At 59.3% G+C, this 14,636-nt stretch carries 14 protein-coding genes and 1 tRNA gene; 9 read left to right on the plus strand and 6 right to left on the minus strand.

The genetic code is table 11. From position 1 onward, the window contains the following. Positions 1-55 precede the first annotated feature (55 nt). Complete coding sequence (locus ACQRAX_RS22580; protein WP_045187011.1) at positions 56-247, plus strand: PLDc N-terminal domain-containing protein; 192 nt, start codon at positions 56-58, stop codon at positions 245-247. Positions 248-260: 13 nt separating this feature from the next. Here the strand turns inward: ACQRAX_RS22580 and ACQRAX_RS22585 are convergent, their stop codons facing one another. After that, complete coding sequence (locus ACQRAX_RS22585; protein ID WP_412040778.1) at positions 261-734, minus strand: methylated-DNA--[protein]-cysteine S-methyltransferase; 474 nt, start codon at positions 732-734, stop codon at positions 261-263. Positions 735-967: 233 nt separating this feature from the next. Between ACQRAX_RS22585 and ACQRAX_RS22590 the strand changes: the two genes are divergently transcribed. From ACQRAX_RS22590 to ACQRAX_RS22615, 6 genes are all read left to right on the plus strand, one after another. Continuing rightward, positions 968-3,052 (plus strand): LTA synthase family protein, encoded by a 2,085-nt coding sequence (locus ACQRAX_RS22590; protein ID WP_412040777.1) that lies wholly within the window; start codon positions 968-970, stop codon positions 3,050-3,052. Positions 3,053-3,196: 144 nt separating this feature from the next. Continuing rightward, positions 3,197-3,433 carry a hypothetical protein gene (locus ACQRAX_RS22595; RefSeq protein WP_412040776.1) on the plus strand — a complete coding sequence of 79 codons (237 nt, stop codon included), beginning with the start codon at positions 3,197-3,199 and terminating at the stop codon, positions 3,431-3,433. A 188-nt stretch (positions 3,434-3,621) separates the two neighbouring features. Next, a complete protein-coding gene (locus ACQRAX_RS22600) occupies positions 3,622-3,954 on the plus strand; it encodes a ribonuclease E inhibitor RraB (RefSeq protein WP_274293648.1) in 333 nt (110 codons plus the stop codon). A gap of 164 nt (positions 3,955-4,118) precedes the next feature. Next, positions 4,119-5,528, plus strand: a complete 1,410-nt coding sequence (locus tag ACQRAX_RS22605) for a circularly permuted type 2 ATP-grasp protein (protein ID WP_412040775.1) — start codon at positions 4,119-4,121, stop codon at positions 5,526-5,528. 3 nt (positions 5,529-5,531) lie between these two features. Beyond that, positions 5,532-6,482 carry an alpha-E domain-containing protein gene (locus tag ACQRAX_RS22610; RefSeq protein WP_412040774.1) on the plus strand — a complete coding sequence of 317 codons (951 nt, stop codon included), beginning with the start codon at positions 5,532-5,534 and terminating at the stop codon, positions 6,480-6,482. Next, positions 6,479-7,276, plus strand: coding sequence for a transglutaminase family protein (locus ACQRAX_RS22615; protein WP_412040773.1), 798 nt, complete (start codon positions 6,479-6,481; stop codon positions 7,274-7,276). Before ACQRAX_RS22610 ends, ACQRAX_RS22615 begins: the two co-directional genes overlap by 4 nt. Positions 7,277-7,279: 3 nt before the next feature. On the opposite strand, the gene ACQRAX_RS22620 is transcribed toward ACQRAX_RS22615, so the two are convergent. Further along, on the minus strand, positions 7,280-8,083 hold the full coding sequence (locus ACQRAX_RS22620; RefSeq protein WP_412040772.1) for a c-type cytochrome: 804 nt from the start codon (positions 8,081-8,083) through the stop codon (positions 7,280-7,282). 525 nt (positions 8,084-8,608) lie between these two features. On the opposite strand from ACQRAX_RS22620, the gene ACQRAX_RS22625 reads away from it, so the two are divergent. Continuing rightward, the gene (locus ACQRAX_RS22625; RefSeq protein WP_412040771.1) at positions 8,609-9,337 is read left to right on the plus strand and encodes an amidotransferase; all 729 of its coding nucleotides are present in this window, start codon (positions 8,609-8,611) and stop codon (positions 9,335-9,337) included. Between the two features lie 9 nt (positions 9,338-9,346). Here the strand turns inward: ACQRAX_RS22625 and ACQRAX_RS22630 are convergent, their stop codons facing one another. The 3 genes from ACQRAX_RS22630 to ACQRAX_RS22640 form a co-directional block, all read right to left on the minus strand. Next, complete coding sequence (locus tag ACQRAX_RS22630; protein WP_412040770.1) at positions 9,347-10,318, minus strand: magnesium and cobalt transport protein CorA; 972 nt, start codon at positions 10,316-10,318, stop codon at positions 9,347-9,349. A 65-nt stretch (positions 10,319-10,383) separates the two neighbouring features. Further along, the gene (locus tag ACQRAX_RS22635) at positions 10,384-11,106 is read right to left on the minus strand and encodes a lysophospholipid acyltransferase family protein (protein WP_412040769.1); all 723 of its coding nucleotides are present in this window, start codon (positions 11,104-11,106) and stop codon (positions 10,384-10,386) included. Positions 11,107-11,227: 121 nt separating this feature from the next. Further along, positions 11,228-11,917: a crotonase/enoyl-CoA hydratase family protein gene (locus ACQRAX_RS22640; protein ID WP_412040768.1), complete on the minus strand. Its 690-nt coding sequence runs from the start codon at positions 11,915-11,917 to the stop codon at positions 11,228-11,230. Positions 11,918-12,206: 289 nt separating this feature from the next. Here ACQRAX_RS22640 and ACQRAX_RS22645 point away from each other — a divergent pair. After that, a tRNA-Ser gene (locus ACQRAX_RS22645) sits at positions 12,207-12,296 on the plus strand. Positions 12,297-12,408: 112 nt separating this feature from the next. On the opposite strand, the gene ACQRAX_RS22650 is transcribed toward ACQRAX_RS22645, so the two are convergent. Further along, complete coding sequence (locus tag ACQRAX_RS22650) at positions 12,409-14,565, minus strand: TonB-dependent siderophore receptor (RefSeq protein ID WP_412040767.1); 2,157 nt, start codon at positions 14,563-14,565, stop codon at positions 12,409-12,411. Between the last annotated feature and the right edge of the window lie 71 nt (positions 14,566-14,636).

Raw genomic sequence — 14,636 nt, forward strand, 5'->3', positions numbered from 1 at the left:
TATGGGCTTCATAGCCAGCTATCCTTTGGGCAAACTTGATCAAGGGAGCGATAGCATGGGTTCCACATTCAATGGCCTGGTAGGCCTGATTATCTTCGCGCTGGATATCTGGGCCATTATCAATGTGGTCAAAAGCGGTGCCAGCATGGGCAGCAAGATCCTCTGGATCCTGTTGATCGTGCTACTGCCGGTGCTTGGCCTGATTATCTGGGCGATTGCCGGGCCGCGGGGGGATGTGCGGATGTAATGGGGGCCACGGTTTAAATCAACCACGTGCCCTCAAGCTCCAGCAGCAACTGCTTGCGCTCCACGCCACCGGCATAGCCGGTCAAGGTGCCGTTGCTGCCAATGACCCGATGGCAGGGCACGATGATCGCGATCGGGTTGGCACCATTGGCGGTACCGACTGCCCGCACTGCGCGCGGACGGCCGATTTGCTGCGCCAGGTCACCGTAGCTGCAGGTGGTGCCGTAGGGGATGCGCTGCAAGGCTTGCCAGACTTCATGCTGAAACGGTGTTCCGACCGGGGCCAGCTTGACCTCAAACTGTTCGCGCGTGCCGGCAAAATACTCATCCAGCTGTTGGGCCACTTCATCCAGTTGATGCGTCGCTGGCTGCCATGACGCTGGCAGCTCCCACGGTTGTGCGCCATCCATGTGCAACAGATGCAGGCCTTGCTCGTCGCCGGCCAATAGCAGCGGGCCGAGCGGGCTGGGTAGGTAGCGGTAATACATGGCATGGCACCTTGAGCGATGAACCCTTAGCAACAATACCGCAAGCCTGGCTTGTCATCATCGGTAACTTAAGCGCCCTGTTGGACAACGAAATTTTCACATTCGATTATGGAAAATTCGCGCGCGCAATTATCCGTTCGCCGAATGGCCGTGCATTGCCCTCGGGTTTAGTGCACATTTGCCGATTCGTTTTTTCGCCTTCTTGAATCTGAATCCTAGGGATCTTCCAATCCATGGCTAACACGGACGCCTTGAGTGAACAGCGGGCTGCGTCGCGCCCGTTGCAACCAACGCTAAAATCGCACCTGGCCTACACCCTGCTGTGTGGCCTGGTGATCATGATCATGCTCAGCCTGGTACGCCTGGCGCTGCTGATCTACAACAGTGACATGATCGGTGACACGCCGATGTCGACCGTGGCCGAGGGTTTCCTCAATGGTCTGCGCTTTGACCTGCGCGTTGTCATTTACCTGAGCATTCCCTTGCTGCTGGCTACCCTCAGCGCTCGTGCCATGGCTGCCCGCGGCCTGTTCCGGGTATGGCTGACGCTGGCCTCGAGCATTGTCATGTTCCTCGGCCTGATGGAACTGGACTTCTACCGCGAGTTCCACCAGCGTCTTAACGGTCTGGTGTTCCAGTACGTCAAGGAAGATCCCAAGACCGTACTGAGCATGCTCTGGTACGGCTTCCCGGTGGTGCGTTACCTGTTGGCGTGGGTTTTCGGTACGTGGCTGCTGAGCCTGCTGTTCAAGGGTGTCGACCGTCTGACCCGTCCGCATGGCGCTTACCAGAACCAGACCGCAGACAGTCGTGCGGTGGCTCCGTGGTATGTGCGTGGCGTGGTGTTCTTCATGATTTTGCTGGTGGCGGTCATCGCCGCTCGCGGCACGCTGCGTCAAGGCCCGCCGATGCGCTGGGGTGATGCTTTCACCACCGACTCGAACTTCGTCAACCAGTTGGGCCTCAATGGCACCCTGACGTTGATCGACGCGGCCAAGAGCCGTTTCGGTGAAGACCGCGCCAACGTCTGGAAGTCGACCATCGAGCAATCGCTGGCCACCCAGACTGTGCGCGACATGCTGCTCACCGAAAACGACAAACTGGTCGATGCTGATGAGGCTGCGGTGCGCCGTGATTTCACCCCGCCAGTCACCAACACCCTGCCGATCAAGAACGTCGTGGTGATCCTCATGGAGAGCTTCGCCGGTCATTCGGTAGGCGCCTTGGGCAGCCCGAACAACATCACCCCGTACTTCGACAAACTGGCCAAAGAAGGTGTGTTGTTCGACCGTTTCTTCTCCAACGGCACCCATACCCACCAGGGTATGTTCGCCACCATGGCCTGCTACCCGAACCTGCCAGGTTTCGAATACCTGATGCAGACTCCGGAAGGGGGGCACAAGCTGTCTGGCCTGCCAGCACTGCTCAGCGCCCGTGACTATGACGATGTCTATGTCTACAACGGCGACTTTGCCTGGGACAACCAGTCCGGTTTCTTCGGCAACCAGGGCATGACCACCTTCATTGGCCGCAACGACTTCGTCAATCCAGTGGTCTCCGATCCGACCTGGGGTGTGTCCGATCAGGACATGTTTGACCGCAGTGCCGAGGAGCTGGCCAAGAACTATGGCAAGAAGCCGTTCTATGCGCTGCTGCAGACACTGTCCAACCACACCCCGTACGCCTTGCCTGCCGATCTGCCGGTAGAACCTGTGACCGGCCAGGGCCGTCTCGATGAACACCTGACTGCCATGCGTTACTCCGACTGGGCGCTGGGCCAGTTCTTCGAGAAGGCGCGCAAAGAGCCGTACTTCAAGGAAACCCTGTTCGTCATCGTCGGTGACCACGGCTTCGGCAACCACCAGCAAGTGACCGAACTGGACCTGGGGCGTTTCAACGTGCCGCTGCTGCTGATTGCCCCTGGCATTCAAGAGAAGTTCGGTGCGGTGAATCACACCGTCGGTACCCAGATCGACATCGTCCCGACCATCATGGGCCGTTTGGGTGGCGAAACCCGTCACCAGTGCTGGGGGCGTGATCTGCTCAACCTGCCGGCGGGTGATCAGGGCTTTGGCATGATCAAGCCATCGGGCAGTGAGCAGGTGGTTGGCCTGATCAAGGGTGATCGCATCCTGATCGAGTCCAAGGACATGGCGCCACGCATGTATCGCTACGAGTTGGGGGCCAACTTCAAGGCCGAGCTGATCGAAAGCCCGGACCAGCAAGAGCTGACCCAAAAGCTTGAGTCGTTCATCCAGACCGCGACCAAGAGCTTGCTCGACAACACCGCCGGTGTAGTCCACGGGACGCCGGACTAAGCGGTAAACCTTTGCTGAACAGAAGAGGCCCAATCGGGCCTCTTTTTTTTGCCGATGGCGCGCTGCAGCTGAACATTCACCTGCGGTGCGGGTCAACGGAAGGTAAGTCGATTCACCCTGAGTGCCTGTACTGAGGAGAATCCAATGAAAGCGTGGGAAATTACCTTTGTCGATCAGAAAGGCGAGCGTACTTCGTTACCCGTCACTTGCGAGCAACAGCCCAGTGTCGAAGAGGCCGCGCGGCTGATTCGCTCCCACCTCTATCCGGTTATGGACGAACTGGACCTCAATGATTTCCAGGATCGTGACACTGCCCCCACCGCCAAATGGCTCAAAGAGCAGAGCGGCGTCGAGATCACCGCGATCACGGAAAAGCCCTGACCCGCTGTTTTCTGGCACAGCGGTCAACTTGGCGCTACGCTGCAATCAAGGTCGGGCCGCTTTTTGCAAGCGCCCGGACTTGCCGATCCACGTCATGCATCAGCTCGAATTGCCCTCACACGCCTTGTGTGACGGGCAGGTGCGTTTTGCACTGAAAGTCTATCCATCGGTAGTTAGGAGGACGATTCATGAGCAGCCAATACGAGGACATCAGCAGCACGGTTCTACGCCAGATGAAAGAGGGCGGTTTCAATTTTGCCCAGATTCATCCTATTGAGTTCTATGCAGTTTTTCCTGATGAGGCACGGGCAAGACGGGCAGCGGGACAGTTTCGCGGAGAGTCGCTCAGCGCCCAGGTGCATGAGCGCGACGATGGTGCCTGGCACCTGGAGTTGAGCAAAGTGATGTACGCCACCTACGGCGGTATCGATGAATTCGAGCAGGACTTCGAAGCCGTGATCGCGCCGTTGGGCGGTGAAATCGAAGGCTGGGGCGTGAAACAGGAACGTCCCCTGGCCTGACCAACGCTTCGCAATGAAGCGTTGATCGCTGCACAGCCGCAGCGGTTGCACGCATCTGGTGCAACCGCTGGTCTTTGAAAATACAACCTACTGAAATTCAAGGAATTATGCCGCTGGCACGGGGCTTGCGAAGGCTCAGGTGCACGGGTGACAAGGAGTTCGGCATGATCCGCACCTTTTACGATGAGATGTACAGTGCAGACGGCCAGGTCCGTGCGCACTACCGGGAGTTCGCCCGCTGGTTGGCCGACACCCCGCCGGAACTGCTGGCGCAACGTCGGCGTGAAGCCGACCTGCTGTTTCATCGCGCCGGTATCACCTTCACCCTTTATGGCGATGAGCAGGGCACCGAACGCCTGATTCCCTTCGACACCATTCCACGCAGCATTCCCGCCAGTGAATGGCGGATGGTGGAGCGTGGCTGTATCCAGCGGGTCAAGGCCCTGAACCTGTTTCTCGCCGATCTCTACCATGGTCAGCGGATTATTCGCACTGGGATCATTCCGGCCGAACAGGTGCTGGCCAACGAGCAGTACCAGTTGGCCATGCAGGGCCTGGACCTGCACCGCGACCTCTATGCGCATGTCTCCGGCGTCGATCTGGTGCGTGATGGCGATGGCAGCTACTACGTACTCGAAGACAATCTGCGCACCCCCAGCGGCGTCAGCTACATGCTCGAAGACCGCAAGATGATGATGCGGCTGTTTCCCGAACTGTTCGCCGCCCAGCGCATCGCGCCGATCGACCACTATCCCAATCTGTTGCTCGACACCCTGAAAAGCGCCAGCCCGCTGGATGACCCCAGCGTTGTCGTGCTGACGCCAGGGCGCTTCAACAGTGCCTTTTTCGAGCACGCCTTTCTGGCCCGGGAAATGGGTGTCGAACTGGTTGAAGGCGCTGATCTGTTCGTCCGTGATGAGCGGGTGTTCATGCGCACCACCGACGGGCCCAAGGCGGTTGATGTGATCTATCGGCGCCTGGACGACGCCTTCCTCGATCCCCTGGCGTTCAATCCCGAGTCGATGCTCGGTGTGCCCGGGCTGCTCTCGGCCTACCGCTGTGGCAATGTCGTGCTGGCCAATGCCATCGGCACCGGGGTGGCCGACGACAAGTCGATCTATCCCTACGTCACCGACATGATTCGCTTCTATCTGGATGAAGAGCCCATCCTCAAGAATGTCCCCACCTGGCAGTGCCGCAAGCCGGAGGAACTGTCTCACGTGTTGGCGCATTTGCCGGACCTGGTGGTCAAGGAAACCCAGGGCTCGGGGGGCTACGGCATGCTGGTCGGGCCGGCCGCGACACGTGCTGAAATCGAGGCCTTCGCTGCGCGGATCAAAGCCCGTCCTGCGGCGTACATTGCCCAGCCAACCCTGTCATTGTCGACCTGCCCAACGTTTGTCGAAAACGGCATTGCTCCGCGCCACATCGATTTGCGTCCGTTCGTGTTGTCTGGCCGGGAAACCCGCGTGGTGCCCGGTGGCCTGACCCGGGTCGCGTTGCGTGAAGGTTCGCTGGTGGTCAACTCGTCCCAGGGCGGCGGTACCAAGGACACCTGGGTGGTCGAGGATTAAGCCATGTTGAGTAGAACTGCCTCTGATTTGTACTGGATGTCACGCTACCTGGAGCGCGCTGAAAACCTCGCACGGATGCTCGACGTCAGTTATTCACTGTCACTGATGCCCCAGGACGGCCGTGGTGATGGTCTGAATGAGTTGGCCATGCCGCTGCTGATCACCGGCACCCTCGACGATTACCTGGAGCGCCACGGCCAGTTGCATGCCGAGCGTCTGCTGCACTTTTTCGCGCTCGATCCGGACAACCCAGCGAGCATCTACAGCTGCCTGGGCGCCGCACGGGCCAGTGCCCATGCGGTGCGTGGGCGGATTACTGCCGACATGTGGGAAAACATCAACGCCACCTGGCTGGAGATTCGCGGCATTGCCGAACAGGGCCTGGGCCGCTACGGCATGAGCCGTTTTTGTGAATGGATCAAGGAGCGTTCGCATCTGTTTCGTGGCGCCACTTACGGCACCATCATGCGCAACGATGCCTTTCGCTTTATCCGCCTGGGCACCTTCATTGAGCGCGCCGACAACACCCTGCGCCTTCTTGATGCCCGCTACGAAATGTTTGGCGATGAAGCCGAGGCGGTCAGTGACAGTTCGGCCCGTGGTTATTACCAATGGAGCGCTTTGCTGCGGGCGTTGTCGTCGTTCGAGGCCTACACCGAGATCTATCGTGACGCGCTGGCCGCCCGGCATGTCGCCGAGTTGCTGCTGTTACGCGCCGACGTGCCGCGTTCTCTGCGTGCCTGCACCGAGGAGATCGATCTGATTCTCGCCAGCCTGCCAGGCAGTAACGGTCGCGCCGCCCAGCGCCTGGCCGCTGAGGTGGATGCGCGGCTGCGCTACACCGGCATCGACGAGATCCTCGCCGAAGGCTTGCATCCTTGGCTGAATCACTACATCCCTCTGGTGCGCCAGTTGGGCAACGCCATCCACAGCGCTTACCTGGAGGCTGTATGAGACTGACAATTAGCCATGAAACCGCCTACCACTATGAAGATCAGGTGCGCGCCAGCATCCAGTACTTGCGCCTGACTCCCCATGACAGCGAGCGTCAGCAAATACTCGTGTGGCAGTTGGACCTGCCACGCCCGGTGCGTGCGCAACTGGACCCGTTCGGCAACATTCTCCATGTGCTGAGCCTGGAAGAGCCGCATTCGGAGCTAGTCATCGCTGCGCGCGGCCTGGTCGAAATCGACGAAAGCCGCGAAGCCGAGCACGAGGCGCAATCGCCGTTACCGTTCCTGCGTTTCACCCGCCTGACCGAAGCCGACGAAGCCTTGCGCGCCTTTGCCAGTCAGCAATGCCGCAAGCGTCGTGACCGCTCAGCGTTGATTGAATTGATGAACGCGCTTAACCAGCGCATGACCTATCGACCTGGCAGTACCGCAGTGGATACCAGTGCCGCTCAGGCGTTTGCCGGTGGCGAGGGCGTCTGTCAGGACCATGCGCATGCCTTTCTGGCCTGCGTGCGCAGCCTTGGGGTGCCAGCGCGGTATGTCTCGGGTTACCTGTTTGACAGCCAAAGCCAGCAGATGGCCAGCCATGCCTGGGCCGAAGCCTGGCTGGACGATGCCTGGTACAGCTTCGATGTGACGAACCAGTTGGCCAAGCCCGAGCGGCACCTGAAGCTCGCCGTGGGCCTGGACTACCTGGACGCTTGCCCGGTGCGCGGCATGCGCCGCGGCGGCGGTTTTGAGCAGATGCACGCTAAAGTTGTGGTAATGCCGAGCCTAAGCGCCCAGCAGCAGTGAATATCAGGGTTGCTTACGGGTGGCCATGTGCGTGAGGTAAGCAATCAGCGCATCGAGTTGCGGGTCGCTGAGCACGGCGTCGCTGAACCCGGGCATTTTGGCCTGTGGCCACTGGCGCAGGCTCTGCGGGTCACGAATATAGCGACGCAAAAACGCCGCCTGGAAGTATTCGGTGGGATTGTGCGGTAGGTTCAAGTCCGGACCGAACTGGGCGTCGCCAGCGCCATTGAGGCGGTGGCAGGCCAGGCAGTTTTTCTGGAACAGCGCGAAGCCCAGGTTGACCGGATCGTCACTGGCAAGATCCGCTGCCGGCAACAACGCCGGGAAACGCGCGGCGACCGGCGCCAGACGGCGAATGCTGGCGACCTGGAAGGGCCATTGTTCCGGGCTGATGCCGCCGGCTTGCGGGTTGCTCCAGACCAGGTAAAACGGACCAGCACTGGGCTTGCCAGCGCCTAGCGGCGGCCAGGGCTTGGCCGGGTCCTCAATGGCCAGCCAGGCCCGTGCCGGACCCTCCTTGAGCAATGGCGCAGCGGGCATTTCGGCAGCAAAGCCGTCATCGGCAATCGCTTGCAGGTGATCCTCTGGCGCAACGCCTGCAAGCAATACTGCCAACGGCACTGCACGGTAGTGCATGACTTTCTTGTAGGAGACGTCGCTGTCGATCTGAATATCTTGCGCTTCGGGATGGGCAAGCAGTTCGGCGCCCTGCCAATGGCGGCTGACGCTTCCCAGTTCCAGGGTCAACTGCGCCGCCTGCAAGGGCAGGCAGAACAGGAACAGCAACAGGACGAGGCAATGACGCACAGGCGATCTCCAGCAAATCAAGGCTGGCAGAGTACCTGCGCAGGACCATAGAGGGCCATAGTGAGGTCAGCCAAACAAGCGTGACAGGTTCGGTAGAATCAACAGTAATGTCGTGGCGAAGAGAATAAGCCCGGCTTGGCGTACTTTGGATTGTTTGAACATGGCTGACCGCCTTTTTGTTGTTATTCCTGAGTGCCCAATGGCTTCCTTGTCGTCGATCCGGCAAACGGGTAACGCGGTTTGACGTCCAGACGCGAACCTTTGCTAATGGGTATACAACTAACCTTAGGGTCAGCGTCAGCAATGTTTTAGAACGCTTTGGTATTTCTATATAACTTAATCTTTCTTTTAGTTGTAAGGCCTTGTGCCATCCATCAACTTTTCCCCTTGCTAGACGCTTGCGCTCATTCAATCACTGGAGCCACTCGTGCTGACCGTTCGTCAGTGCATCCTACTTGCTTGCAAGCCTTATTCGGGGCAGGCTCTAGGGGGCAATCCCGCCTTTTGTCGTTCAGGACTATTTTTATGTCGTTACGCATCTGCATCCTGGAAACCGACGTCCTGCGACCCGAGTTGGTCGGGCAGTATCAGGGCTACGGACGGATGTTCGAGCAACTGTTCAGCCGCCAGCCGATCGCCGCCGAATTTCACGTCTACAACGTGATGAACGGCGAATACCCCGATGATAACCAGGTATTCGATGCCTACCTGGTGACTGGCAGCAAAGCCGACTCGTTCGGTGATGATCCATGGATTGAAAAACTCAAAGCGTTTTTGCAGGATCGTTATCAACGCGGTGACAAGTTGCTGGGGGTGTGTTTCGGCCATCAACTGCTGGCGCTGCTATTGGGCGGCAAGAGCGAGCGTTCGACCCAGGGTTGGGGGGTGGGTACCCACCGCTATGTGATGAACGCCAAGGCGCCGTGGATGAGCCCACAGGTCGAGGAGCTGACCCTGTTGATCAGCCACCAGGACCAGGTCACCCGGTTGCCGGAAAACGCCACGGTGATTGCCTCGAGCGATTTCTGCCCGAACGCGGCGTACCACATCGGCGACCAGGTGTTGTGTTTCCAGGGGCACCCGGAGTTCATCCACGACTATTCGCGGGCGCTGCTTGAGTTGCGCCAGGATAATCTCGGCCAAGAGGTGTACCGCAAGGGCATCGACAGCCTGGCCCATGAGCACCAGGGCAGCACGGTTGCCGAATGGATGATGCGCTTCGTCGCGCACAAACCCCAGGGTACGTCCCTCTGAGGTTGCTTGTTACAGCCAGCCGGAGCGTTTGAAGCTGGCAAACAGCGCCGTGCACCCCACGGCGATACCGCCGAGCACGGCAAAGTAGCCGTAGTGCCAGCTCAACTCCGGCATATTCTGAAAGTTCATCCCGTATATCCCCGCCACTGCGGTGGGAAATGCCAGGATCGCCGCCCAGGCGGCGAACTTGCGCTGGACGATGCTTTGCCGTGATGACTCCAGCAACATGCCGATCTCGATGGTCTGGCTGGCAATGTCGCGAATCCCGGACAGGTCTTCCATCTGCCGGGTTACGTGGATCTGCACATCACGAAAGTACGGGCGCATGTTCTTGTCGATAAAGGGGAAGGTCAGGCGCTGCAGTTCTTCACTGACCTCAACCATCGGCGCCACATAGCGGCGCAGGCGCAGAATGTCGCGGCGCAGGCTGTGCAGGCGACGGATGTCTTCTTCCTGCAGCGAATGGCTGAGCACGCTCTGTTCCAGCTCTTCAATCTCGCCGTGGATCGCTTCAGCAATCGGTTGATAGTTCTCGGTGACGAAGTCGAGCAGGGCGTAGAGGACGAAATCCTCACCATGCTCCAGCAGCAAGGGGCGCGCTTCGCAACGCTGGCGGACCAGGGCGTAGGACTTGGAGTGACCGTTGCGGCAGGTAATGATGTAGCCGTTGCCGGCAAAGATATGGGTTTCGATGAACTCTAGCTTGCCTTCTTGGCGTACCGGCGAGTAGGTGACGATAAACAGCGCGTCGCCGAAGGTTTCCAGCTTCGGCCGGCTGTGTTTTTCCAGGGCATCTTCAATGGCCAGTTCATGCAGATTGAACTGGCATTGCAGATTGGCCAGTTCCTGGGCATTGGGTTCTTCCAGGCCGATCCAGACAAAATGCCCAGGTTTGCTGGCCCACTGACTGCCTTCATCGATACTGATGTTGGTGACTTTTCTGCCGGCGCTGTACACCGCCGCCGCAACGACTCGTCCCATGCTTGTTCGCTTCTTCTGATGTGCGTGCCAGTAGCTTGGTCTGCCACACAGATTTCAGCAACCACTCATGCCCGCGACAATTCAGCTTCCATCAGATCGATACAGCGTTGCATCTGCAGTCGGCATTGTTCGGCCAGCGCCGGTACATCCTGCTGGGTCAGACCGCTGGTGGCAATCGGCGGTAGCGAGCGGATGATGACTTTGCTGCGCCGCCAGCTGTTCAGGCTCAAGCGCCGGGCGTAGCGGCTGACACACACCGGCACGATTGGCACACCGGCTTCTACCGCCATATGAAAGGCGCCTTTCTTGAACGGTATCAGCTGCTCACCGGCGTTGCGGGTGCCTTCCGGGAACACCCAGATCGAAGTGTTTTTTTCACACAAAGTGCGCGTGGTGGTCTGCATCGCACGGCGCGCCAGGTAGGCATTGCCGCGATCAATCAGCACATTGCCGCCCAGCCAGAACAGCTGACCGAACAGCGGTACCCATTTCAGGCTTTTTTTGCCAATGCACACGGTACGTGGCGGCACCACGTGGCCCAACACAAACAAGTCATGGTTGGACTGATGATTGGCGACAATCACGCAACCGGGCGGCTGGTCGAATAAAGGACCCACTTCGGCTTTGACATCCAGGTGCATCAGCCAGGTGGCGGGCAATCCATACAGACGCGCGTAGATACGGCTGTTGTCTGGATTGAATGGCCGACACAGGCCGATCAACACACCGACAATTCCGATAAGAACAAAATGCAGCCCCAACAAGAGCATGCGGATAAGAAAAAGCATCGTACGACTCACACCAGGCAAACGCGGCGCAGTGTACGGGTGTGCACTTGTACGAGCAAACGCTCAATGCGGTAGGAACGGCCTGATTATGTAAGCAAACGCAATCAGGCCTTGGTAGGGGTCAGCCCAAGTGTTGCTGATCGCGGATGATCGCCTCGTCGAGGGTCTCGAGCAGCGCTTTGCGGACCTTAAGCTTGGTGTGTTTATGCGCGTTCATATTGATCTTCTTCAACTGCCGAGCCGCGGTCAGGGCGGCTTCCTGCAGCTGTTCGACGGCGACCACCTTGTCGAGGAAACCGGCATCCACAGCGCTGCTCGGGTCGAACATCTCGGCGTTGATCACCGAGCGGTGGAAGGCCGAGCGACGCAGGCGGTCACGGGCCAGCTCGATTCCGGCGTGGTGCATGGTCATACCGATCTGCACTTCGTTCAGGCCAATGCTGAATGGGCCTTCAACACCGATGCGGTAGTCGGCCGAGAGCAACAGGAATGCGCCTTTGGCCACAGCATGGCCAGGGCAGGCGACAATGATCGGGAACGGGTGCGCGAGCATACGCCGGGCCAGGGTCGAGCCGGCAGTGACCAGGTTGACGGCCTCTTTAGGGCCTGCGGTCATTACCTTGAGGTCATAGCCGCCGGAAAGAATCCCGGGCTGACCGGTGATGATTACCACGGCACGGTCCTGCGTGGCCTGATCGAGGGCGGCGTTGAAGGCGGCGATGACGTCTGGCGAGATAGCGTTGACCTTGCCGTTGTTCAAGGTCAAGGTCGCGATGCCGTCTTCGAGATGGTAGGTAATCAGCTCACTCATGACACAGTTCCTAAAGGGAGAGTGGGGCAGACGTTACTCACGCTGGGCTGTCAGGTAAAGCGCTGTGACTGACTGGCCGGTCAGCCTTGGGCCGCTGTAGCGTGCAAGTTGGGGGGAGGCGCTGACGGGCTGCCGAAGCACGTCAGAGATTGGCAGCATTGCCCTGTGCGCCGCAGCTTTTTGCCTAACTGGCTTAAGCGCATGAATATTCTGAAAAAAACCTTTGCCATCAGCACCTGTTTCGACTACATTAGCGCGCCTCGACAGGCTGAACAGCTTGAAGAGAAACGGTGAAGTGTCCGAGTGGCTGAAGGAGCACGCCTGGAAAGTGTGTATACAGGAAACTGTATCAAGGGTTCGAATCCCTTCTTCACCGCCACATTTAGAAAAGCCCCCGGTCTGTAAAGGCCAGGGGCTTTTTGCATTTGCAGCCCTGGTATCATCCTGCAGGAGCGGATGAATCCGCTCGGGCATTTTCCACGATCAGGCTTTCAGAAGCTCACAGACGCTGACACCCGCGCCGTCCTCGGCGCCCCCTGAAACAGATAACCATCTCCCAGATACTCGCCGGCATCGCGCCAGTAACGCTTGTCGAAGACGTTATCGACCATCACCCGCAGCACCGTGTCGTAGCCGCCGATCCTGGTGCTGTAACGGCTGCCCAGGTCGAACACCGCATAACCGCCCACTTCTACTGTGCCCGCCTGATTGGCGTATTTGCTGGCGCTATAACGTGCGCCACCGAGCAGTGCCAGGCCGGGAATCGGCAGACTGTAATCAGCCTGTACTGCGGCGCGAAAATTCGGCACGTTGATCGCCTGGTGGTCTTCATAGTCGGTGGTGCCAGTGCTCTTCACCCGGGCGCGAATGGCGGCAGCGCTGGCATTGATCTGCAGGCGCTCATTCAGCCAGCCGCTGGCGCCCAGCTCCAGGCCGATGTTCTTTTGCTGACCCTGTTGAACGTAGGTGAAGCTGCCTGCGCCGTCCGGGCGGGAATACTGATAGGCCTGACGCAGCTGGAACAGGGCTGCGCTCAAGCTTAAGCGCTGCCAGTCGCGCTTGATGCCGACTTCCAGCTGGTGTGACAGGGTGGGGGCGAGGATTTCGCTACTGTTGCTGGCGAACCAGGGCGCGGTGCCACCGGACGAGATGCCTTTGCTGTAGCTGGTGTACAACGTGACATCCGCGCGAGGCTTGTAGATCAGCGCGGCGTTGGGCAGCAGCTGATAGTCACGGGTATGGCGTCCCGGGTTGCCCTGTTCATTAAAGGTCTTCTCGTCCAGGCGTACCAGGCGTGCACCGAGCACGGTCTGCCATTGCTCATTGAAGCTAATCCGGTCGCTGGCAAACAGCCCGTACTGGCGACTGTCCAGGCGGCGGGTGCTATCGCCAACGGTTTTGTCAGACGGCAGCAATACCGGAGTCGGCTGGTAGATATTGCCGCTGCCGATCATTTCGTTGAAGTAAGGACGCTGATCCAGCGTACGGCGTTGGGCGCTGGCGCCAACCGTCAGTTCGTGGCCCAGGCCCATGGCTTCGAAGTGTCCGTTGAGCGCCGCCTGTGCCTCATCGGTGCGGCGCGTATCGTCGGGGCTGCGGTAGTCATAGATGTCGTAGTCGCCTTCCGGGCTGAAGTAATTCGGCACGCTGGAAGTGGCGCAACTAGGGGCGCCATAGCAGCCCCAGGCAAATGAACTGTAATCATCGATCACCACTTTGCTGCGCGAGGCGCTGAGCGAGCCGGTCAAGTTGTCGCTAAAGCGATAGTCGAAGCGCCCACCCAGATTCAGCGAGTCGATGGTCACAGGATTAGCCCATTGCTGGTAGGCCAGGCGGTCATGGGGGTCGATATCGTGGGGCGGGCTGCTGCCGCCGAGCAGTTGATAGCCTGGTACCGAGCGCTGCTCGCGCTGCTGATATTCAGCATCCAGTTGTAATACGGCATCCGGACTAATTTGCCAGTCAAAGGCCAGGCTGGCGAAGTCGCGCTTGCCGTCGGCATGATCTACGTAGGAGCGGATGTCTTCATGGGCCAGGTTGGCGCGTATGCCAAATTGGCGCTCACTGCCAAACCAGCCGCCGAGGTCGGTGGCGATGTAGCGTTCACCTTGTTCGTTGCTCGATACCGTCACCGAGCGCACATCTTCCGGGCGCTTGGTCACGTAATTGATCAAGCCGCCGGGCTCGGCAACGCCGCTCTGCAAGCCGGACAAGCCCTTGAGCAATTCGACTTGCTGCTTGTTTTCCAGCGCCACGTTCTGTTCGCCGGCGATGGTCTGGCCGTTGATCTTGTAGCTGCTGGCGGCGTTGAGTTCGAAGCCACGCACGTTAAAGTTTTCGTAGTAACCAATCGGCGCGTAGCTTTCGCCCACCGACGCGTCGCTTTGTAACACTTCACTGAGTTTGCGCACTTGGCGGTCAGCCAGTAGCTGTTCACTGAATACTGCTATCGAGGCCGGTGTATCGAGCAATGGCGCCGGGGCAAAACCCGTCACCGATGCTTGCTCTACCTGATAGCCCTCGCTGTAGACCTCGGAGACGTGTACCGGGGCCAGGGTAATGCTGTCCTGGGCCAGGCTGTGGCTGGCAGGCAACGCCAGGCTCAAGCCAAGCAGGCTCAAGGGCAGGCGAGGGTGGGGCAGGGTCATGCACAAAGCTCCTTGAACACATAACAGCAGACGCGCGTGCCGACGTTGCGTCGGGCGGGCGGGCATCTTAG

The organism is Pseudomonas sp. UM16 (assembly GCF_050312595.1).
Taxonomy (GTDB): domain Bacteria; phylum Pseudomonadota; class Gammaproteobacteria; order Pseudomonadales; family Pseudomonadaceae; genus Aquipseudomonas.